Source organism: Acinetobacter sp. TUM15071, from assembly GCF_008980925.1.
GTDB classification, from domain to species: domain Bacteria; phylum Pseudomonadota; class Gammaproteobacteria; order Pseudomonadales; family Moraxellaceae; genus Acinetobacter; species Acinetobacter dispersus.
Map to the genome: position 1 here is coordinate 53,365 of NZ_BKGB01000007.1, position 20,589 is coordinate 73,953.

A 20,589-nucleotide genomic window follows, 5' to 3' on the forward strand; every position below is an offset into this window, starting at 1 on the left:
AAAGATTGCGTTTTTATTTCCCATTTTTAACTGTAAGAAGTGATTTACACCCTATGAAGCCAAATGATGTTGTTTCTGAACTGCCAAAGACCCCGACGCCGAATACCCATGCCTCTGTCGATGCCGCGCAGCAAGAACAACAGGCAGGCTTAGACTTTGTACGTCAAGTCATTACCGATGATTTAAAAGAAGGTCGTACCCAAAAAGTTGTAACTCGTTTCCCGCCTGAACCAAATGGTTATCTGCATATTGGTCATGTCAAAGCAATTTGTTTGAACTTTGGTATTGCCGAAGAATTTGATGGTCTATGTAATTTACGTTTTGATGATACAAACCCAGATGCCGAAGAACAAGAATATGTTGATGGTATTGCCAACGATGTGAAATGGTTAGGTTTTAACTGGAATGGTGAGCCTCGCTATGCTTCTGGTTATTTTGATCAACTATATGCATGGGCTGTTCAGTTGATTGAACAAGGTGATGCTTATGTTGATTTGCAAACACCAGAAGAAATCAAGCTGAACCGCGGTAATTTCGTTGAGCCTGGTAAAAATTCACCGTATCGTGATGCGACTGTTGCAGAGAACCTTGCGCGTTTTGAACAAATGCGTAATGGTGAAATCCAAGAAGGTGGTGCTGTACTTCGTGCCAAAATCGATATGGCAAGCCCGAATGTGCACATGCGTGATCCGATTCTTTATCGCGTACTACATTCAGAGCATCACCAAACCGGTGATAAATGGAAAATGTACCCAATGTATGACTATGCTCATCCATTGTCAGATGCGATCGAAGGTATTACCCATTCACTCTGTACTTTAGAATTCCAAGATCACCGTCCATTCTATGACTGGATTGTAGAGAAAGTTCACTCGCAAGCTGTACCACGTCAGTACGAATCTTCACGTTTAAACATCGATTATACGATTACATCTAAACGTAAATTACGTAAATTGGTTGAAGGTCATCATGTACAGGGTTGGGATGACCCACGTATGCCAACAGTTGTCGGGATGCGTCGCCGTGGTTTTACTGCAGAAGGCCTGCGTGATTTCTGTAAGCGTGTTGGTGTATCGAAAACGGACGGTATTGTTGATGTGGCAATGCTTGAGTTCTGTATTCGTCAGTCATTGGAAAATGCAGCAGCACGTGGCATGGCAGTACTGAATCCATTGAAAGTGACATTGACCAATTTACCTGAGGAATTAGATCTCACTCATGCACGTCATCCAAACGTGGATATGGGCGAACGTATTATTCCGTTAACGCGTGAACTTTATATTGATCGTAAAGATTTCGAAGAAGTGCCACCTAAAGGCTTTAAACGTCTGATTCCTGATGGTGAAGTGCGTTTACGCCATGCTTATGTAATCAAGTGTGATGAAGTGATTAAAGATGCCAATGGTGAAGTAATTGAACTTAAATGTTCAATTGACCCTGAAACTTTAGGTAAGAATCCTGAAGGTCGTAAGGTAAAAGGTGTGATTCATTGGGTCTCTGCGACCAAAGGTGTACCTGCGGAAGTTCGTATTTACGATCGTTTATTTACTGAAGCCGCACCAGATGCAGATGATGATTTCTTGGCAAATCTAAATCCTGAATCATTAAAAGTGGTTCAAGCGGTGATTGAGCCTGCTTTAGCACAAGCGAAACCTGAAGATCGTTTCCAGTTTGAACGTGAAGGTTACTTTGTCGCGGATCAACATGATCATCAAGCTGAAAAGCCTGTGTTTAACCGTATTCTGGATTTAAAAGACAGTTTTAAAGCAGACAAGAAGTAAGTGTGAAGAAAATTCTCCTCACTGAGTGTTTGGAGAATTAGATTTAGACTGAAAAAGCCCAATTTTAAAATTGGGCTTTTTTATTGAGACTCTAAAAGAATGAAGTTTTAAATATTCAGATTGTCTAAGAACGTTTGAATGACCAATCGGCACTGCTGTTCTAACTGTGCTGCATAAGCCTGATTATCTTGACGCAATTGAGGAATAGATAAACCCGCATGGCGTATTTCACAAGTATGGCCAATCAGCCATTTTTCAAAATTTTCTTCAGCGATTTCAAGATGGAACTGCAATGCCAAGATATTATTTCCCACAGAAAAAGCTTGATTTGGATAGATCGCTGAACTTGCCAATAGTGTGCTATTTTCAGGTAAATCGAAGGTATCGCCATGCCAGTGCAAGACTTCGACATTTTCTAATGCGGCTAAGGGGTTCGTCTCAAGCACTTTAATGTCTAATTTGCTCCAACCAATCTCTTTTTGGTGTCCAGCATAGACTTTTGCGCCGAGTGCGAGTGCGATCAGTTGTGCACCCAAACAAATTCCAATGGTGGGTCTATTGGCTTTTAAGCGTTGTTTTAGTCCTGCAATTTCATCCACTAAAAAGGGATAGTCCTCGGTTTCATAAACACCGATTGGACCGCCGAGAATCACCGTTAAGCCCTCATAACTAAGCGCTGGACTTAGATCATCCACACCCGCTTCAAAATAACGGACGCGAAAACCCAATTGATAAAAAATATCTTCTAATGAACCTAGGTCTTCAAAAGCAAGATGTTGAATGGCATAAACGGTTTTTAGATGAGTAGCGAGGGGCATGACCGAGTACCAATGAATAAAAATTATGTTGTATCTTAAATCATTTTTAAGACCGATGTGTTGACCTTATGCGTGTTGGACAGCGCTGGAAAATAGGGCTGTCCAATTGCTCAGTTAAAAAAGCAATCTGCGTTGATGATGTTCTTCAACAATCGGAACCACATGTTCATCCTTCAAATCGACACCAGATAACCCCAGTCGTTTGGAGTTATGCATTAAAGCCAATAAGCGTTGTGTGGCGATTGGCGTACTTAATCCTGCGGCACGAATATTGGAAATACAGTTACGTTGTGAATCTAGGCAACCGTTGTGCGCTTCCCATGTGTAGTAGAGTCCCATACTGTCAGGAGAACTGAGACCGGGACGTTCACCGATCAGCATAACCAACATACGAGCCTGAAAAATTTCAGCGATTTGATCGCCCAAAGCAACACGGCTGCCTGTGGCAATTGCAATTGGGGCTAAGGACCACTGTTGTTCTGCAAAAGGCTGGATCAGTGCCTGTATAAAAGGCATTGCATTTTCTTCAATAGCACGGGCCGATAAACCATCACCAATCACAATACAAATATCATAAGCCTGCGAATCTTTTTGCATCTGCTGAAGCTGTTGCATCGAAGCGGTTGAAAGTAAACGTCCTAAATCAGGCCGCTTCAAATACAGCTCTTTATGTTCAGCCTGACTTTGTACATGGATTGGGTTTAAACCCAGTTTCTGTAGCTGTTCTTGCAGATGTGTGACATTCAGTGATTGAAAAACTGCATCTTTGGCTTGGGCATGGCTGAGTTGGAAATCAAGTAATGCATGGGTTGGAATGCTGCATCCTGCACGTCCAATGGCAATACGAGCATCGGTAAACTGTTTTAGTGTTTCCCACTGGTCTTGATGCGCCTGTGCAGGAAATTGAATGTCTTTAGAAAGTTTCATTTGATTCTCCTTAATGCATCAATAATCTGGAGAATTGAGCGGGCATTTGCTCTGCCCAATGAATCTGTTGCTGCTGCTGTTTTAAAATGCCTTGTTGTTCCAACCAAAGTGAAAACTCAGGGGCAGGTTGTAATCCAAGCAATTGTCTGAGATATAGGGCATCATGAAAAGAGGTGGTTTGATAATTCAACATTACATCGTCCGAACCCGGAATACCCATAATAAAATTAATGCCTGCTGTACCAAATAGGGTCAGAAGTACATCCATATCATTCTGATCGGCATCGGCATGATTGGTATAGCAAATATCACAGCCCATTGGCAGACCAAGCAACTTGCCACAAAAATGATCTTCTAGGCCTGCGCGAATAATTTGTTTTCCGTCGTAGAGATATTCAGGCCCAATAAAGCCGACGACGGTATTGACCAATAGGGGATTGTATTTGCGCGCCACAGCATAGGCACGTGCTTCGATAGTTTGCTGATCAACGCCGTGATGTGCATTACTCGACAGGGCACTGCCTTGTCCGGTTTCAAAGTACATTACGTTGTTGCCAAGCGTACCGCGGTTTAACGCCAGTGTCGCTTCATAACCTTCCTGCAACATGGCAAGTGAAATACCAAAACCCTCATTGGCTTTTTGTGTACCTGCGATAGATTGAAACATCAGGTCAATTGGAACATTCTTTTCTGCCAGTTGTATGCCTGAACTGATATGGGTCAGAACACAAGACTGGGTTGGGATTTGGTATTCCTGAATGACATGGTCAATCAGTTTTAGCAGCTCTGATAAATTATGCAGATTGTCTGTTGCAGGGTTAATCCCGATCACTGCATCACCATTGCCATACATCAAACCATCCAAAATACTGGCGGAAATACCGAGCACATCATCGGTCGGATGATTGGGTTGTAAACGCGTGGATAAATGTCCTTTTAAACCGATAGTATTGCGAAACTGGGTAATGACCTCACATTTGCTTGCAACATAAATTAAGTCTTGATTGCGCATGATTTTACTCACAGCAGCAACCATTTCTGGGGTTAAACCCGCTGCAAGCTGTTGCAGTTTTTCGGTAGTTGCATCTTCACTGAGTAACCAATTACGAAAATCACCCACCGTAAAATGCGCAATTGGTGCAAATAGATCAGCGCGATGTTCATCAATAATCAGACGGGTAATTTCATCGGTCTCGTAATCCACTACGGTTTCATTTAAAAAGTTTTTTAAAGGCACATCTGCAAGCGTAATTTGTGCAGCAACACGTTCAGTAGCATCCTGTGCGGCAACACCCGCCAGTTGATCGCCAGAACGTAAAGGGGTAGCCTTTGCCATTAAGGTTTTAAGATCGGCAAACTGATAGTGTTGTTGTGCCACGATTTGACGGTAACGCATGCGCTTCTCCTTAATCTTTCTGATTATTGCTTTTCATCTGCCGTGATCTGTGCAAATTCTTCTTCTGGCGTCCCTTGTATGAGTTGATGACGGCTGTAAAAGATAAAATAGGCAATAAAGACCATATAAATGCCTGCTGCAATACACCACACTTTAGGGTTGACCAGAAAGCCTGCAACAACTGCAATAGCAGCCAAAATTAAGGCAATGCTCGAGGTGACGATACCACCAGGTGTTTTATAAGGGCGGTGCATTAGGGGACGAGATACGCGCAGCTTAATATGCGAAAGCATCATCAAGACATAAGAAATGGTTGCACCGAAGACTGCAATTAAAATAAGCAAATCGCCTTCTTTGCTTAAGGACAAGAAGAATCCAATGATGCCAGGAATAATAATGGCTAAATAAGGGGCGTGATTTTTATTGGTCAATGACAGCGATGTGGGTAAATAGCCCGCACGAGAGAGTGCAAAAATCTGGCGTGAATAGGCATAGATAATTGAAAAGAAACTGGCGATGAGCCCCGCAAGACCGACAAAATTGACAAAGTTAGCCAGCCATGTGCCTTGTCCATAGACTTTGACAAGGGCATCGACCAATGGCGCACTGGAGTTTTGTAAGGTACTGGCACCGGCTGCACCTGCGCCTAAGAATAGAATCAGTAGGGCAAAGGCGGTTAAAATTAACATCGCACCAATTAATCCGCGTGGTAGTGATTTGGCTGGATCTTTGGCTTCTTCAGCGGCTAAGGGTACACCTTCAACGGCCAAGAAAAACCAAATCGCATAGGGAACCGCTGCCCAAATGCCTAAATAGCCATAGGGTAAAAAGCTGCTTGCGCCAAATTGTTGCCCCGCAGGAATATCAAATAAATTCTGCGAATTAAAATGAGGCAACATCGCAACGATAAAAACAGCTAGTGCGATTGCCGCAATCAAGGTGATGGCAAACATAATTTTAAGAGCTTCACCAGCACCTTTTAGGTGAATACCCATAAAAATCAGATAACAAGCTAAATAAACTTGCCAACCACCAATGCCGAATAGAGATTCACAATAGGCCCCAATAAAGACCGCAATGGCGGCAGGCGCAATCGCATACTCAATCAGAATCGCGGTACCTGTTAAATAGCCACCGAGTGGACCAAATGCGATACGGGCAAAACTATAGCCGCCACCCGCTGTAGGCAGCATGGTCGCCATTTCGGACATGGCCAGACATAGGCAGAGATACATCACGGCAACGACTGTGGTGGCAACAAACATGCCACCCCAACCCCCTTGAGCGATACCAAAATTCCAGCCAGCGAAATCACCTGAAATAACATAGGCGACTCCTAAGCCGATCAGTAATAACCAGCCCACGGCACCTTGCTTGAGTTTTCTTTGGGCAAAATAATCTTCAGAAGAGGTTGCAGATGCTGAAAGTGCAGAAATAGGTTCTTGGTTGTTCATACAAAGCTCCGTGTATGGGTCTCATCAGCAAGATGCAAAAGCAATGCCGATGTTGCACACCTTGTGCCCAAATTAATTTTTTATTTGATTGCTTGATCCAGTTTGATTGAGAAAATACAGTGTTTATCGAATCATCAGTACATTATGGTATAAGGCTGTATAAGCCTATGTCGCAAGGCTTATACAGTATTTGATCCTTCAATTGGCTTAGAAAAAGCCCATGGCTTTGGTTGAATAGCTCACCAACAGATTTTTGGTTTGTTGATAGTGGTCGAGCATCATTTTGTGATTTTCACGGCCGACACCTGACTTTTTATAACCTCCAAATGCAGCATGGGCAGGGTAGATGTGATAACAATTGGTCCAAACTCGACCCGCTTCAATGGCACGACCTGCACGATAGGCGGTATGAGTTGAACGTGACCAGACCCCAGCACCTAAGCCATACATGGTGTCATTGGCAATCTGAATGGCTTCATCAAAATCCTTGAATGTGGTTACCGATAGCACAGGGCCAAAGATCTCTTCCTGAAACACTTGCATGTTGTTATGACCTTTAAAGATGGTCGGTTCGATGTAGTAACCATTGCCGACTTCTTGGCGACCATGTCCACCCAATAGCACTTCAGCACCTTCTTGTCGGCCTTTATCAATACACCGCAGGATTTTCTCTTGCTGTTCCAATGAGGCTTGTGCACCGACCATGGTGTCAGTATCGAGGGGATGCCCAAGTTTGATGCGTTTGACCCGTTCAATGGCTTTTTCCATAAACTGATCGGCAATACTTTCCTGAATCAAGGCACGCGATGGGCATGTACAGACTTCACCTTGATTCAGCGCAAACATGACAAAACCTTCAAGGGTTTTATCCAGAAAATCATCGTCATGATCCATCACATCGGCAAAGAACACATTCGGTGATTTTCCGCCTAGCTCTAAAGTCACTGGAATGATGTTTTCAGTGGCATATTGCATGATTAATTGCCCAACTTGGGTTGAGCCAGTAAACGCAATTTTGGCAATACGTGGACTGGTTGCTAGTGGGCGGCCAACTTCGGCACCATAACCATTGACGATATTGAGTACACCTGCAGGTAATAGATCCTGTATCAGCTCAGCCACCAATAAGATCCCAACAGGTGTTTGCTCCGCAGGTTTGATCACCACGCAGTTGCCCGCAGCCAATGCCGGTGCCAGTTTCCATGCTGCCATGAGAATGGGGAAGTTCCAAGGGATGATTTGCCCAACTACGCCGAGTGGTTCATGAAAATGATAGGCAATGGTGTCTTCATCAATTTCAGAGATACCACCTTCCTGTGCGCGAATACAGCCTGCAAAATAACGGAAATGATCAATGGCCAAAGGTATATCAGCCGCCAGTGTTTCACGGACAGGTTTACCATTATCCCAAGTCTCAGCAACCGCCAGCATTTCCAAATTGGCTTCCATACGGTCAGCAATTTTTAGTAATAAATTAGATCGTGTGGTTGGAGAGGATTTATTCCATTCTTGCTTGGCTTTGTGGGCGGCATCCAGTGCCAATTCAATATCTTCTGCACTCGAGCGTGGAATACGAGTAAAACTTTTGCCATCGACAGGAGAAATATTGTCGAAGTAGACTCCTTTAACAGGGGCAACCCACTGTCCGCCAATAAAGTTTTCATATTGGTCTTTAAAATGGATTTTTGAACCAGATTGATTCGGATCAACATAGCGCATATACATACTCCTTTATGTGTTGTGATATTTTTAAATAAAGTACTGGGTACGTTATTGAGAATGACGTTATCGCATTGAAGGTTGGAAAAAGGTTGGAATTGCATGTAAGGGAATAGGGAAATTACAAATGCATACAAAAAGGGAATTACAGCAACAGCGGGCATTGGTTGAGCAACTCAGGGCACAAAGTAGCCTCAATCCACAACATGCCGAAAAAATGGAACAGAGTATTGCCAGTTCCTGGGAGCGTTCTACACGTGCTGATATTCCTAAAGAACGTTTAGCTGCACCTTTACTTGATCAAGTTTCGACTCAAACAGGTTCATTGGCCTTGGCATTACAGGCCTGTCAACAAGACCTCAAGCATGTTGCAGAACAGTCAGCGATGGTGCTTGCGGTTGGAGATGTCGGCAGTACCATTATTTGGACGGCATCCTGTACCCAAATGCGCAATGCTGCCGAACGTGTCCATTTCGTTGCTGGCGGGCAATGGCAGGAAGAACTGGTTGGCACCAATGCGCTGGCACTTTCGCTCAAGACGCAGAAATCAAGTTGTGTATTTTCCAATGAACACTATATGGCATCGGTGCATGATTGGGTTTGCTATGCTGCTCCGATCCTAGACCCATTCTCCAAACAAGTCTTAGGCGTAGTAGATTTATCCACCACCTGGGAAAACCACAATAGTTTAGGTTTATTGGCGGTCGAACGCTGTGCTGCAATTATTCAAATGGCGGTGCAACAATTACAGCAACAACATGTGTATATACGTACTTTTAATACGGCACAGGTCTTAATCAACGGCAAGCATTTGAGCTTAAGCCCGAGACAAGTGGAAATTCTGGTGATTTTGGCTTTATGTCCGCAAGGACTGAATTTAGAAAATTTACATCAGGCTTTGTATGGGGAACGCAAAGTCAGTATGGGGACATTAAAAGCGGAGATGTCTCATTTAAGAGAGCATTTGGGAGACTTACTTGGCTCTCGCCCTTATCGCCTGAATGTACCTGTTGAGGCGGATTTCCTGCAACTGGAACAAGCTTTGGATGCAGGTTATATCAACACAGCCCTGCAAGGCTATACTGGCATTTTTTTAGCAAAAACCGAAAGTCCATTTTTATGTGCTTGGCGGGATTGTTTGGAATCCCGTTTGAGTCACGCCATTTTTCAATCAGAGGGCAGCGACGCTTTATTAAGGCATTTGGCTTATTGTCCTGAAGCGGTTGATGCGGCTGAACGCTTATTGGAATTATTGCCTGCATCTCATCCTGCTAAAAATATGCTCAGTAAGTACCAAGACCACTGAGCATTAGGATCATTATAAAAAGACCATCTAGGTTATTTGATTTTTTCAGCTAGCCATGCAAAAAGCTGTTGATACACCTGCTCACGTACAGGTGGGGCAGACAGCACTAGGTCATGCAAACCATTTTGAATAGATAGGGTTTGCACATCACCTTTCATTTTCTTGGCATTTTGCGTCATATCATTAACATCCAGAATCACATCACTTTGCTGTGCATCAATGCCCCATTTTTTAGGGAATTTGGATTGATGTGAATGCATGATTAGGGTAGGCACATTTAAGGTCACACCTTGATGGATTTCTTTTTGTGCTTCATGAATGGCCGTGACAAAAGAGAGATGTACAAAAGGCATGGTTTTCGGTTTCCAATCCAGATTGAAATCCCATTCACCGTAAAAATCTTTATGCAAGCTTGGTGTGTACCATGGGTTTAGACCACTTGGAAATTTTGCATTCGGTAAGCGTTTACCCACTTCACTGAGTAAGGGAATCCCGACTTTTTTCTCAATAACACTTTTATAGAAGTCATAAAACGGGCTGTTGTTCCAAACCGCTTTAATTAAACGATGATCAGGATAATGTGCAGCATATAAAGTCGCAATTAAACCGCCTGTCGAATGTCCTGCCAATACAACCTGATTGTGATTTTCTTGACTGATCACTTCGAGTGCCTTGCTGATTTCAGCATCGTATTCGCGTAGATCTAAAACGTAATAGAGTTTTTGATGAGGCAGTTTTGAGCGACCATATTTTCTGAGGTCGAGTGCGTAAAAATCGTAACCATGCTGATTGAATTGTTCAGCCATTTCTTTTTGAAAAAAATAGTCTGCAAAACCATGGATATATAAAACTGCTTTTTTGGTCGCTTCAGCGGCCTTCTTGCGGACCAAGGTCGCAACAACTTTTCCATCATAATCATCAGCGAAATTTAAAGTCAGTTGTTGATAATCTTCACCAAGTATATCTGTTTGATATTCATAAAGATTTGAAGTAGTCATTTTTATAGATCAAGTCTGAATTCATTAACAAACACATTAAATGAAAACCCTTGGATGTCAATGTAATTATACAACACCTAGCGTTCGCGAATTGGATTTGCGTTTTTATTTTTGATAAAAAATCGTTAAGCTATGCGTTGTTGTTTTTGACTGAAGAAATTATGAAACAAGAGACTGCACTCAAGTTACTCAAGGCTGGGGAAAATGTTTTTTTAACGGGCTCAGCAGGTGCAGGAAAAACCTATACGCTTAATCAGTACATTCATTATCTCAAAGCGCGTAAAGTACCTGTTGCGATCACTGCATCCACAGGGATTGCGGCCACGCATATGAATGGTATGACTATCCATACTTGGGCAGGGATCGGGATTAAAGACCGCCTGACTGATGATGATCTGAAACGGATGAAAGAGCGTAAATATTTAAAAGAGCATTTAGAAAATGCCCAAGTCTTGATTATTGATGAGATTTCAATGCTGCATGCCAAACAATTGAATTTGGTCAATCAGGTATTGAAATACTTTAAAGAAAGTGACGAAGCCTTTGGTGGGATTCAAGTGATTGTTGCGGGTGACTTCTTCCAGTTACCGCCAGTCGGTAAAAAGGATGAGAGCAATCGCGATAAATTCTGTTTTATGTCGGATGCTTGGGTTGAAGCCAAATTCCGTGTTTGTTATTTGACCGAACAGCATCGTCAGGATGATGAAATCCTCAATCAGATTCTCAATGCGATTCGTGCACAGAATATTCAAACGAATCATCTCACAGCATTACAACAATCGCGTCAGCACGATATTGGCGAGACCTTTACTCGTTTATATACACATAATATGGATGTCGATAATATTAATTATCAGCATTTGAATGAAATTGACAATGAAAGCCATCAATTCAATGCGGTTGTCGATGGTAATGAAAAGCTGATGGAAACCTTAAAATCATCAGTGCGTGCGCCTGAAGAACTCACCCTAAAGAAAAATGCCAAAGTGATGTTTGTTAAAAACAACTTTGATATGGGCTATATCAATGGCAGTTTGGGTGAAGTGATTGGCTTTGAAGAAGATGATAAGCAGGGCATTTTGCCTAAAGTGAAGTTGACTGATGGCACAACATTTTTAGTCGAACCTGAAACGTGGTCGATTGAAAATGAAGCGGGTAAGGCAATTGCCAGTTTCCAACAGATTCCGTTGCGTTTGGCATGGGCAATCACCATCCATAAAAGCCAAGGGATGACTTTGGAAGCTGCAGAGATCAATCTCACCCATACTTTTGAGAAAGGTCAGGGCTATGTAGCTTTATCACGTTTAAAGTCACTGACTGGACTGAAGCTACTTGGTTTCAATGATCAGGCGCTTGAACTGGATAGTTTGGCAATTAAAGCAGACCGCCGTTTTCAGGAATTATCAACTGAAGCGGAAGCCAATTTTGAAAATGTGGATTTAACCACACAACATAATGCTTTTATTCGGCATTGTGGTGGCACACTGAATGCGACCGAAATTGCCCGTAATGAAAAGAAAATCGCCAAAGGTGCAAAACAGAATTATGCCGCAGCAACCTTGGATGAAACTCGTACTTTATTTGAAGAAGGCTATGAAATTGAAGATATTGCGCATGAGCGTGGTTTAACGCCTGCAACGATCATCAATCATCTGGCGCGGTTGCATAAAGAGCAGGGCTTGGATATTTCGGTTGCCAGCCCGGGTGATGAAGTGATTGAAGAAGTGCGCAAGATTTATAAGCGTTTGCATAAACGTAAAAATCCAGAGCACTTTACTGATGACGGTTCAATAAAATTGCGTCCCATCGTTGAAGCCACCAGTCCGCGAATGGCTTATGACCAAGTCCGTTTGGCTTTATTATTTATTGAATAGGAACCATAAAAATGCCGCATTTAATTGCAAACTATTCAGCTAATTTAACTGAATTAGATCCACATCAATTATTAAAAGATGCGAATGTCGCATTAATTGAAACGGATTTATTTGTCGCAAATGATATTAAATCTCGTGCATTTAAAGATGAGATATTTTTAATTGGTTTGAATGAGACAGAAGAAGCTTATATTCATTTAAAACTGTATTTATTGAGTGGTAGAACGCAGGAGCAAAAACTAGCAGTCGGAGCGGCATTGTTGCATCGATTGGAACAAAAAAGCTATATCCAGTCTGAGGTCAGCTTTCCGATACAGTTGTGTGTCGAAGTGATCGATATGCCGAAAGAAAACTATTTTAAGGCAACGGTCTTGGACTGAAAATTCGCAATTCTGATCAAGTTTAAAGGATGTGAATCTGGCAAATTAACTTTCATCAAATGATTGAGTTAAATGTATGACGCTATATGATCAGAAGTTGCAGCGCGTATGTGAATATATCCAACAGCATTTAGATGATGAGCTTGATTTAGATACATTAAGCCAAGTTGCATCTTTATCTAAATTTCATTTCCACCGTATTTTTTTAGCAAATATTGGTGTGAATTTGATGAGGTTTATTCAATTATCCAGACTAAAGCGTGCATCATTCCAACTGGCATTTTCTGCTGATATCAAGATCATTGATATTGCCTTACAGTCTGGTTTTGAGAGTCCTGAAGCATTTAGCCGTGCATTTAAACGTTCATTTGATCAAACCCCAAGTGCTTTTAGAGAGCAGCCAGATTGGCTGTCTTGGCATCAAAGGTTTGTTTTTTCTTTACCTCAGAGAGGAATCGTGATGAACGTTAATGTTGTAGAAAGAGCCGAAGAGAAAATTGCATTTATATCACACTACGGTGCACCAGAACGTGTGTTTGAAACGGCTGGGCAGTTTATTCAGTGGCGCAAGGAAACAGGTTTATCTCCCTTGGCGAAAAGCAAGACTTATGGAATTCCATTTTCTGATCCAGAACAAACCTTAAGTGATGATTTTCGTTTCGATATTGCTGGAACAATCACGGTGGATGTTCCTGAAAATACATATGGTGTAAGTACTGGTATGCTTCCCAAAGGGAAATATGCTGTAGTTCGGCACTTGGGCAGTCATGATCATATTAAAGACAGTGTTTACTATCTATACCGAGATTGGCTGCCACAATCGGAGTTAGAAGTTGGAGATTTCCCTGTCTTTTTTCATTATCACAACTTTGTTCATGATGTAGATGAATGTGATTTGATTACAGATATTTATTTACTACTAAAATAAGTCTGAGGCTCTGCTGCGAAGCAGAGCCTATACAATCTGAATGTCCACATATTGTTGGATTAAATTGTCATCGAGCATATGTATATAATCTAAAAATGCCACATTAAAGCTTCCGACCGTTTGCGCATGTTCATATGCAAGTTTACCCGCGATGGCAAAATGGATATGTGAGGCAAGTGCAGCAATGCTTGGGTTACTGACGGCATGATAGGCAGCGGTTAACGCGCCTAATGCACAACCTGTTGCGGTAATTTTAGGTTGTAAATAACACCCACCATTGACTTGAATGACCGCATCAAACTGTTTGGAAATGATGTAATCCGACTCACCTGAAATGGCAATGCATTCTGAATGCTGTAACAGACTTTTTGCTTGAGCGTAGACTTCATGGCTATTTAAAGTGCTATCCACACCTTTAGACTGGCTTTGGCTACCTGCCAAGGTACTAATTTCTGAGGCATTACCACGAATGATTGTCGGCTTAAATTGTAAAAGTTGCTCAACAGTTTCACTTCGCCATTTTAAAACAGGACCATATCCAACAGGATCAAGTACCCAAGGCACTTGATGTTGATGCGCTGTCTTGGCTGAAATTAACATCGCTTGGGTTTGTTCTGTTGTTGGTGTACCGACATTAATACTTAAAGCTGAACTAATTTTTGTGAAATCTTCTGCTTCAAATGGATTGTCGATCATGGCTGGTGAAGCACCCGCTGCAAGCAAAATATTGGCAACATAATTGTTTGCAACACTATTGGTGATGCATTGCACTAATGGTGTTTGTTGTTGTAAGGCACGCCAAGCTTCTATGACTTGATCGATCAGTTGTTGTTTGTGTGACATGACACATCCTTCATAAGTATGATTTTGATATTACTGTTTTAGCGTGTGAAATAATGATCTTGATGTTTGCAGCGACGACAGATCAAAGAGACATAATCTTTCGCATCATAATCGACAATTAAATCGTTTGAACCACAATACATACAGCGTTTAACTGAATAGAAATTTAATCGAGGTTCGATTTTTCGCCAAGACTTCCAAACAGGCTGAATAAAAATACTTTCGTCATAACCCAAAAACTTAAACAGCAGTACTTCACTCATTTTGCTAAATGGGATGGTGTAGGGTCTTGGTAGTGTAGTGGTTTCCCAACGTTCTGCGAGTGCGCGCTCACGATATTGTTCCAGTGTTTTTTTCAGCAAGTTGGTGTTGATAAACTTATCATTTCTTGGCTGTAAGGCCTTTTGTTTATAGAGATATTCCAATGCGGTTTGGATCAAATAAAAAATTTGGCCTACAGCTAAGCCTTCCATTAAACGATAGCAAAAAGCTTGGAAGCTACGATTTCCTGCAATCTGAATGCCCCAAGTACGACAGTAAAACTGCATAAATTGTACGATTTCTTGATAAAGCACCAAATAAAGCGCGTCTTTTACTTCATCTGTGGTTTTAAATGGAACGCCTAAACTGAGATTTTCATAGAACCATTGGCGTAACTGATGCGTGACACTAAACAGGCTCGGGTCTGAATAACCATCGAGTCGGAGATTGAGATAAAAATGTTCAGTTTCCAAATTATCATTTTGTGGCTTAAACACCCCTAATTTTAATAACTCTTGGGCTAAATGGTTCTGGAATAAATAGTTGGGAGTAAAATCATGATATTTAATATTTTTCCAATGAATCAATTCGTCATGTTGTACATCTTCACGGGCATAACTGTCCAAAAGACTCAATAAGAATAATTTATGTAAAAAGCTGAGTTGATTCAGGCTATAAATTACTTCGTCTTTAATTTTGTATTTGCGTTGTTCTTGCAAAATTGTTTGTTGGGTTTGTTTTTTCCGTTGCGCTGTACATTGCGCGCAATGACAATTCAGCTTGCTGTCACTTTTAAAGACACGATGCTGGCAGTGGCTGCATTCGTGAAACTGAAACTCTTGATTGTATTGTTCGGCTTCAACCCAAAACATGGAGGCTTGGCACAGAGGGCAATGGCTACTTTCATCTAACTGTTTCTGTAGAATCTGTAAATCCATTGATATTAAACCTATGACCATTAAAAAGAGAATTATACATGCTGTGCTAGCAGAGTGATGCAAAGTTTATAGATGGAATAGAACTAAGATCAAAATGTGACTGAATTGGATGAAATTTATATCAAAATTAAAGCAAATGTCAGTAGCAATTATGCATGTCCTAAAATGTGCAGCTAGATCGGATTTTCTAAATTTGCTCGCATTGTCACCTGGATTTAAATCTGTAACGTATAGTGGAAAGCATTAATATTAAAATATGTGAACTAATTAAAATTTTATTTAATTTTAGATAGTTAAATATGACTTAGCTATGTTGACTGTTACTGAGCATTAGAATAAAAATGGAATGACAGACGGATCGATTTTGCATTACGGAGCTTATTATGCAAAGAAACTCACTCATGAAAGGATTCATGGGCATCTCCTTGGGATTGTTCACGACAATTAGTTTTGCTTCCACACCTGAAGGGTTTTGGAAAAGTATTGATGATCGTACAGGCGAGCAACTTTCAATCGTAGAAATTAAGAAGAAACCAGATAATACCTATACAGGAACAATTGTATATCGCTATCCTGTTCCTGGTGGTGGCACGGTTTTGACGCATTGTGTGAAATGCCCTGAACCATTTAAGAACAAACCAATTCAAGGTTTACAAATTGCTTGGGGCTTAAAAGAAGATCCGAAGAATCCAAATCAATATATTGATGGACGCGTACTGGAACCCAAAACAGGTAATATCTATAAGGGCAAAGCGCAACTGAGTGCTGATGGTAAGCGTTTACGTATGCGTGGCTATATGGGGATTTCTGCGCTTGGGCGTACCCAAGTCTGGATTCGTACCGATAGTGCCAATCCTTAATTAAATAGTATTGTTTTTTAGAAAGCCTAAACGACTCGTTTGGGCTTTTTTATTTGTACTAAAGAATATATGCGTTGGTGTTAGATTGAGCGGTTAGATCAGTTATTTCTTATACAAATGAACGCTAGCGTACAGTGTAACTTAGATAAAAGTGTGATAATTTCCGTGCATTAAACCTATAAAGATGAATAGGTTACTTTTTTAAGACGGGGTTAATATGCTAAATCGAATGCTCATGAATGGAATCATGGGGCTCACTCTTGCTTGTGCAAGCGCAACGACTTTCGCTGCTTCTATTGAAGGCTACTGGAAAAGTATCGAAGAACGTACTGGTGAACAACTCTCAATTGTAGAAATCCGTAAAGGAAATGACGGCCGTTATCATGGGAAGATTGTTTATCGTTATCCAAACTCTCATGGCATTGCACTCACGAATTGCACCAAATGTGCAGCACCGAACACCAATAAGCCAATTCTTGGACTAGAAATCTTATCGGGCTTTAAAGAAGATCCAAATAAGCCTGATTCATATATTGATGGTCGCGTTCTGGAGCCGACTTCTGGCCGTGTCTATAAAGGCAAAGGTGTGGTGACTGGAGAAGGCAAACGTTTACGTATGCGTGGCTATATGGGCGTTTCAGCACTGGGTCGCACTGTTGTGTGGTTACGTACTGATAATGCAACGCCTTAATCGAAAATAAAAAAACCTCGAATTCGCTTCGAGGTTTTTTTATGGTTAAAGTAAGTGATTAAACAGGGCATGGTAAGTTTTCGTCCTCCTGACCGATTTTTTTGGCTGCAATAAGTGCTTGGACTTTTTTACTCGGCAGTTTTTCTTTGCCAAGTGCATCATAGGTATTCACGATATTAGTCACTTCTAAGGTTGTCAGTTCAATTCCTTCTGCTGTTAAAAAAACTGAAATTACATGATGATCGACGCCAGCTTTAGCCAGATCATGGATTGCTTTGATATTTTCTAAACGATATAGGTGTGCTTTTAATTCCATCGTCATAACCCTCACTTGTTTTATTGTATTTACCTAGATTGGCATATAGGGTTAAGCAATAACCGTGCACAAAATGTAAAACTCAGGAAAAAAATGTAAGTTGCGCGATAGAACGCAATTGGTTCTGTATTTTTTATTTAAGATTGGAAAACGATGTTGTAATTTTGTCTAAATGATCGGGCAATTTGCAGATCAAATTTGAAAACCTGAATAGTAAACCCAATAAAATTATTAAAACTAATACCGAGCCGTAAAGACAGGTTTTATAAGTTGGCGTATGATCTGATAGAGTTTCACCGATGCTTGTGACCAAAGTGATTTGTCACAAGAATTTAAGCGAAATAAGGCATGATTTGTGCAACCGAATGACTTTAATCAAGAAGTCTTGCCAACAAGACCATCTAAACGACATGATGAAAGATAAGGAATACTGATGAATATTGCGGCACAACCTCCCGTACAAGCAGATCAAACCATTTACCTCAAAGATTATCAAAAACCATCTTTCTTGGTTGAATCAATTAACTTAGATATCCAAGTCTATGATGATCATACGATTGTTGACTCAACCTTAGTGATGAAACGTCAAACGACTGGTGCTTTGGTGCTTTTGGGGCGTGATCTTGAATTAAAGTCGATTCAACTGAATGGGCAAATCCTGAGTGCAGCGCAATATGATTTAGACGATGAGCAATTGGTGATCACAGATGCACCAGATCAGGTCATTTTGCAAATTCAAGTGGTGATTCACCCTGAGTCAAATACGCAGCTTGAAGGTTTATACAAGGCGGGTGATTTATTCGTGACTCAGAATGAGCCCGAAGGTTTCCGTAAAATTACCTTCTATCCTGACCGTCCTGATGTATTGGCTGAATTTACCACGCGTGTAGAGGCCGATAAGAAATATCCAGTATTACTTGCAAATGGTAACTTATTGGAAACAGGTGAGGTTGGTGAAGGTCGTCATTTTGCGATCTGGCAAGATCCGACCAAGAAACCAAGCTATTTATTTGCCTGTGTAATTGGTGATTTGGCAGTATTGAAAGATCGTTACACCACGTCTGAAGGTCGTGATGTTGCTTTAGAAATTTATGCAATCGAGAAAGATATTCCGAAATGTCATATCGCCATGGAAGCATTAAAGCATTCGATGCGTTGGGACGAAGAACATTATGGTCGTCCTTACGATCTCGATAATTACATGATTGTCGCCGTCAGTCAGTTCAACATGGGTGCAATGGAAAATAAAGGTTTAAATATCTTTAATACCTCATGTGTGCTTGCCGATGAGGAATACACCACTGATGCTGCGATCATGCGAGTACAGTCAGTCATTGCACATGAATATTTCCATAACTGGACAGGCAACCGAATCACCTGTCGTGACTGGTTCCAATTGTGTTTAAAAGAGGGCTTAACGGTTTTCCGTGATCAGTCTTTCTCTGAGGATTTACAATCAGCAGCCGTACAACGAATTGACGATGTAGCGGTGTTAAAATCGCATCAATTCCCTGAAGATGCTGGTCCATTATCGCATCCGCCTCGTCCAGACCATTTTGTCGAAATCAACAACTTCTATACCGCGACAGTGTATGAGAAGGGTGCTGAAATCAACCGCATGATGGCAACATTATTGGGTAAAGAAAAATACCGTCAAGGGACTGATGAATATTTCCTGCGTCATGATGGGCAAGCGGTTACAGTTGAAGACTGGGTTGCGGCATTGAGTGCAGGTTCAGGTGTTGATCTATCTAACTTCCTCACCTGGTATAACCAACCCGGTACACCAAAGTTAGAAGCTAAAGGTGAATATGATGCTGCTGCACAGACTTATCGTTTAAGCTTCAAACAAAGCTTGAAAGCACATCCAAAATATCCAAACCTCAAGGCAGTGCCAATTCCTGTGGCTCTGGCATTATTTAATGCCAATACAGGTGAACAATATACCTTGCACAGCACTGATCTGTTTGTGAATGAGGTCAAAGATGGCGTGTATTTATTTGATCAAGATGAAGCAACAATTGAATTTACAGATGTGACTGAGCAACCTGTCGCTTCGTTATTACGTAATTTTTCAGCCCCTGTGAATTTAGTCTTTGATTATTCCAATGATGATCTTGCCTTCTTGATTCAGCACGAAACCAATGGCTTTAACCAATGGCAAGCGACACAAACTTTATTGGAACGTATTCTTTTAGAAGACCATAAGGTAGATACCTATATTCAAGCAATTAAAAATACCTTGCCAGACTTAGTGAATAAAGATCCTTTATTGGCATCGCGTTTATTTGATGTACCAAGTGAAAACTATTTAGGTAGTCGTATTGATCAAGACTATGAGCCGGAATTGATTCGTGAGAAGCGTGAAGCTGTGCTGGATCGTTTAGCACGAGATTTAGGTTCATTCTGGAAAGATACTTATTTGGCCTTAGATCCAGACCAGCAAAAAGAGTTTTCTTTGGCGATGGGCGTGCGTTCATTAAAGAATATCACTCTGAATATGTTGGCTCGTCAAGGTGATGAGTCTGTGTTTGATTTGGCTTATACCCAATATCAACAAACAGGCAATATGTCTGAACGTTTAGGCGCATTACGTGTTTTAGTCTGGAATGATGCACCGCAAGCGCAGGCTGCACTTGCAGATTTCTATAATCGTTTTAAAGACGAAGCCTTGTCTTTAGATCAGTGGTTTAGCATCCAAGCTTCAAATCCATGTGCGACAGCGGAAACCATTGAATATCTCACCAAACATGCGGATTATGATTTGGGTACACCAAACCGTATTCGTGCCGTAAGTGGTGGTTTGGCAGCAAATCCAGTGAATACGTGGAGCTTTGGTGTCGATCATTTTATTGAGCTTGCCGCTTATTTGGATGAGAAAAACCCAATTTTAGGTTCGCGTTTATTACAAGTCCTATCACGTTGGTACACCTTGGCTGAACCACAACGTAGTCAGGTGCAACAAGCGCTTAAAGCATTGCAACCTAAAGTAAAATCTAAAAATGTCGTGGAAACATTGAACAGCTTATTAAGTATTTAATAGGCTAGTTAAATGTATTAAAAAAGGATGCTGTCAGGCATCCTTTTTTATTTGACAAT

Annotated in this window: 17 protein-coding genes; 8 read left to right on the top strand and 9 right to left on the bottom strand. The window is 41.2% G+C overall.

The features are described from left to right. Nucleotides 1–53: 53 nt before the first annotated feature. Complete coding sequence (locus tag GBI66_RS08400; RefSeq protein WP_151715766.1) at nucleotides 54–1,781, top strand: glutamine--tRNA ligase/YqeY domain fusion protein; 1,728 nt, start codon at nucleotides 54–56, stop codon at nucleotides 1,779–1,781. A 107-nt stretch (nucleotides 1,782–1,888) separates the two neighbouring features. Here the strand turns inward: GBI66_RS08400 and GBI66_RS08405 are convergent, their stop codons facing one another. The 5 genes from GBI66_RS08405 to GBI66_RS08425 form a co-directional block, all read right to left on the bottom strand. Next, nucleotides 1,889–2,599, bottom strand: a complete 711-nt coding sequence (locus GBI66_RS08405; protein WP_151715767.1) for a glutamine amidotransferase — start codon at nucleotides 2,597–2,599, stop codon at nucleotides 1,889–1,891. 114 nt (nucleotides 2,600–2,713) lie between these two features. Beyond that, nucleotides 2,714–3,526, bottom strand: a complete 813-nt coding sequence (gene eutC, locus GBI66_RS08410) for an ethanolamine ammonia-lyase subunit EutC (protein ID WP_151715768.1) — start codon at nucleotides 3,524–3,526, stop codon at nucleotides 2,714–2,716. A gap of 10 nt (nucleotides 3,527–3,536) precedes the next feature. Next, complete coding sequence (locus GBI66_RS08415) at nucleotides 3,537–4,922, bottom strand: ethanolamine ammonia-lyase subunit EutB (protein ID WP_151715769.1); 1,386 nt, start codon at nucleotides 4,920–4,922, stop codon at nucleotides 3,537–3,539. A gap of 23 nt (nucleotides 4,923–4,945) precedes the next feature. After that, on the bottom strand, nucleotides 4,946–6,376 hold the full coding sequence (gene eat / locus GBI66_RS08420; protein ID WP_151715770.1) for an ethanolamine permease: 1,431 nt from the start codon (nucleotides 6,374–6,376) through the stop codon (nucleotides 4,946–4,948). Between the two features lie 207 nt (nucleotides 6,377–6,583). Beyond that, a complete protein-coding gene (locus tag GBI66_RS08425; protein ID WP_151715771.1) occupies nucleotides 6,584–8,095 on the bottom strand; it encodes an aldehyde dehydrogenase family protein in 1,512 nt (503 codons plus the stop codon). A gap of 127 nt (nucleotides 8,096–8,222) precedes the next feature. On the opposite strand from GBI66_RS08425, the gene GBI66_RS08430 reads away from it, so the two are divergent. Next, complete coding sequence (locus GBI66_RS08430; protein ID WP_151715772.1) at nucleotides 8,223–9,401, top strand: transcriptional regulator; 1,179 nt, start codon at nucleotides 8,223–8,225, stop codon at nucleotides 9,399–9,401. Between the two features lie 32 nt (nucleotides 9,402–9,433). On the opposite strand, the gene GBI66_RS08435 is transcribed toward GBI66_RS08430, so the two are convergent. Then, complete coding sequence (locus GBI66_RS08435; protein ID WP_151715773.1) at nucleotides 9,434–10,399, bottom strand: alpha/beta hydrolase; 966 nt, start codon at nucleotides 10,397–10,399, stop codon at nucleotides 9,434–9,436. A gap of 161 nt (nucleotides 10,400–10,560) precedes the next feature. On the opposite strand from GBI66_RS08435, the gene GBI66_RS08440 reads away from it, so the two are divergent. The 3 genes from GBI66_RS08440 (at nucleotide 10,561) to GBI66_RS08450 (ending at nucleotide 13,581) form a co-directional block, all read left to right on the top strand. Beyond that, nucleotides 10,561–12,273 (top strand): AAA family ATPase, encoded by a 1,713-nt coding sequence (locus GBI66_RS08440; protein ID WP_151715774.1) that lies wholly within the window; start codon nucleotides 10,561–10,563, stop codon nucleotides 12,271–12,273. An 11-nt stretch (nucleotides 12,274–12,284) separates the two neighbouring features. Then, nucleotides 12,285–12,653, top strand: a complete 369-nt coding sequence (locus GBI66_RS08445; RefSeq protein WP_151715775.1) for a 5-carboxymethyl-2-hydroxymuconate Delta-isomerase — start codon at nucleotides 12,285–12,287, stop codon at nucleotides 12,651–12,653. 76 nt (nucleotides 12,654–12,729) lie between these two features. After that, nucleotides 12,730–13,581 carry a GyrI-like domain-containing protein gene (locus tag GBI66_RS08450; RefSeq protein ID WP_151715776.1) on the top strand — a complete coding sequence of 284 codons (852 nt, stop codon included), beginning with the start codon at nucleotides 12,730–12,732 and terminating at the stop codon, nucleotides 13,579–13,581. Between the two features lie 27 nt (nucleotides 13,582–13,608). Here the strand turns inward: GBI66_RS08450 and thiM are convergent, their stop codons facing one another. Together thiM and GBI66_RS08460 are read right to left on the bottom strand one after the other, a co-directional pair. After that, nucleotides 13,609–14,424 (bottom strand): hydroxyethylthiazole kinase, encoded by an 816-nt coding sequence (thiM, locus tag GBI66_RS08455; RefSeq protein ID WP_151715777.1) that lies wholly within the window; start codon nucleotides 14,422–14,424, stop codon nucleotides 13,609–13,611. A gap of 38 nt (nucleotides 14,425–14,462) precedes the next feature. After that, nucleotides 14,463–15,623 carry a hypothetical protein gene (locus GBI66_RS08460; RefSeq protein ID WP_151715778.1) on the bottom strand — a complete coding sequence of 387 codons (1,161 nt, stop codon included), beginning with the start codon at nucleotides 15,621–15,623 and terminating at the stop codon, nucleotides 14,463–14,465. Nucleotides 15,624–16,006: 383 nt separating this feature from the next. Here GBI66_RS08460 and GBI66_RS08465 point away from each other — a divergent pair, with 383 nt between their 5' ends. Further along, nucleotides 16,007–16,483 (top strand): DUF2147 domain-containing protein, encoded by a 477-nt coding sequence (locus tag GBI66_RS08465; protein WP_005189667.1) that lies wholly within the window; start codon nucleotides 16,007–16,009, stop codon nucleotides 16,481–16,483. 217 nt (nucleotides 16,484–16,700) lie between these two features. Then, nucleotides 16,701–17,174 carry a DUF2147 domain-containing protein gene (locus GBI66_RS08470; protein ID WP_005189664.1) on the top strand — a complete coding sequence of 158 codons (474 nt, stop codon included), beginning with the start codon at nucleotides 16,701–16,703 and terminating at the stop codon, nucleotides 17,172–17,174. Nucleotides 17,175–17,232: 58 nt separating this feature from the next. Here the strand turns inward: GBI66_RS08470 and GBI66_RS08475 are convergent, their stop codons facing one another. Further along, nucleotides 17,233–17,490: a hypothetical protein gene (locus GBI66_RS08475; protein WP_004652954.1), complete on the bottom strand. Its 258-nt coding sequence runs from the start codon at nucleotides 17,488–17,490 to the stop codon at nucleotides 17,233–17,235. Between the two features lie 433 nt (nucleotides 17,491–17,923). On the opposite strand from GBI66_RS08475, the gene pepN reads away from it, so the two are divergent. Further along, nucleotides 17,924–20,530 (top strand): aminopeptidase N, encoded by a 2,607-nt coding sequence (gene pepN, locus GBI66_RS08480; RefSeq protein ID WP_151715779.1) that lies wholly within the window; start codon nucleotides 17,924–17,926, stop codon nucleotides 20,528–20,530. Nucleotides 20,531–20,589 lie beyond the last annotated feature (59 nt).

Bases quoted from the DNA above. Each gene is read 5' to 3' on its own strand.
- GBI66_RS08400 (WP_151715766.1), top strand. From the start codon at position 54: ATGAAGCCAAATGATGTTGTTTCTGAACTGCCAAAGACCCCGACGCCG.
- GBI66_RS08405 (WP_151715767.1), bottom strand. From the start codon at position 2,599: ATGCCCCTCGCTACTCATCTAAAAACCGTTTATGCCATTCAACATCTT.
- eutC (WP_151715768.1), bottom strand. From the start codon at position 3,526: ATGAAACTTTCTAAAGACATTCAATTTCCTGCACAGGCGCATCAAGAC.
- GBI66_RS08415 (WP_151715769.1), bottom strand. From the start codon at position 4,922: ATGCGTTACCGTCAAATCGTGGCACAACAACACTATCAGTTTGCCGAT.
- eat (WP_151715770.1), bottom strand. From the start codon at position 6,376: ATGAACAACCAAGAACCTATTTCTGCACTTTCAGCATCTGCAACCTCT.
- GBI66_RS08425 (WP_151715771.1), bottom strand. From the start codon at position 8,095: ATGCGCTATGTTGATCCGAATCAATCTGGTTCAAAAATCCATTTTAAA.
- GBI66_RS08430 (WP_151715772.1), top strand. From the start codon at position 8,223: ATGCATACAAAAAGGGAATTACAGCAACAGCGGGCATTGGTTGAGCAA.
- GBI66_RS08435 (WP_151715773.1), bottom strand. From the start codon at position 10,399: ATGACTACTTCAAATCTTTATGAATATCAAACAGATATACTTGGTGAA.
- GBI66_RS08440 (WP_151715774.1), top strand. From the start codon at position 10,561: ATGAAACAAGAGACTGCACTCAAGTTACTCAAGGCTGGGGAAAATGTT.
- GBI66_RS08445 (WP_151715775.1), top strand. From the start codon at position 12,285: ATGCCGCATTTAATTGCAAACTATTCAGCTAATTTAACTGAATTAGAT.
- GBI66_RS08450 (WP_151715776.1), top strand. From the start codon at position 12,730: ATGACGCTATATGATCAGAAGTTGCAGCGCGTATGTGAATATATCCAA.
- thiM (WP_151715777.1), bottom strand. From the start codon at position 14,424: ATGTCACACAAACAACAACTGATCGATCAAGTCATAGAAGCTTGGCGT.
- GBI66_RS08460 (WP_151715778.1), bottom strand. From the start codon at position 15,623: ATGGATTTACAGATTCTACAGAAACAGTTAGATGAAAGTAGCCATTGC.
- GBI66_RS08465 (WP_005189667.1), top strand. From the start codon at position 16,007: ATGCAAAGAAACTCACTCATGAAAGGATTCATGGGCATCTCCTTGGGA.
- GBI66_RS08470 (WP_005189664.1), top strand. From the start codon at position 16,701: ATGCTAAATCGAATGCTCATGAATGGAATCATGGGGCTCACTCTTGCT.
- GBI66_RS08475 (WP_004652954.1), bottom strand. From the start codon at position 17,490: ATGGAATTAAAAGCACACCTATATCGTTTAGAAAATATCAAAGCAATC.
- pepN (WP_151715779.1), top strand. From the start codon at position 17,924: ATGAATATTGCGGCACAACCTCCCGTACAAGCAGATCAAACCATTTAC.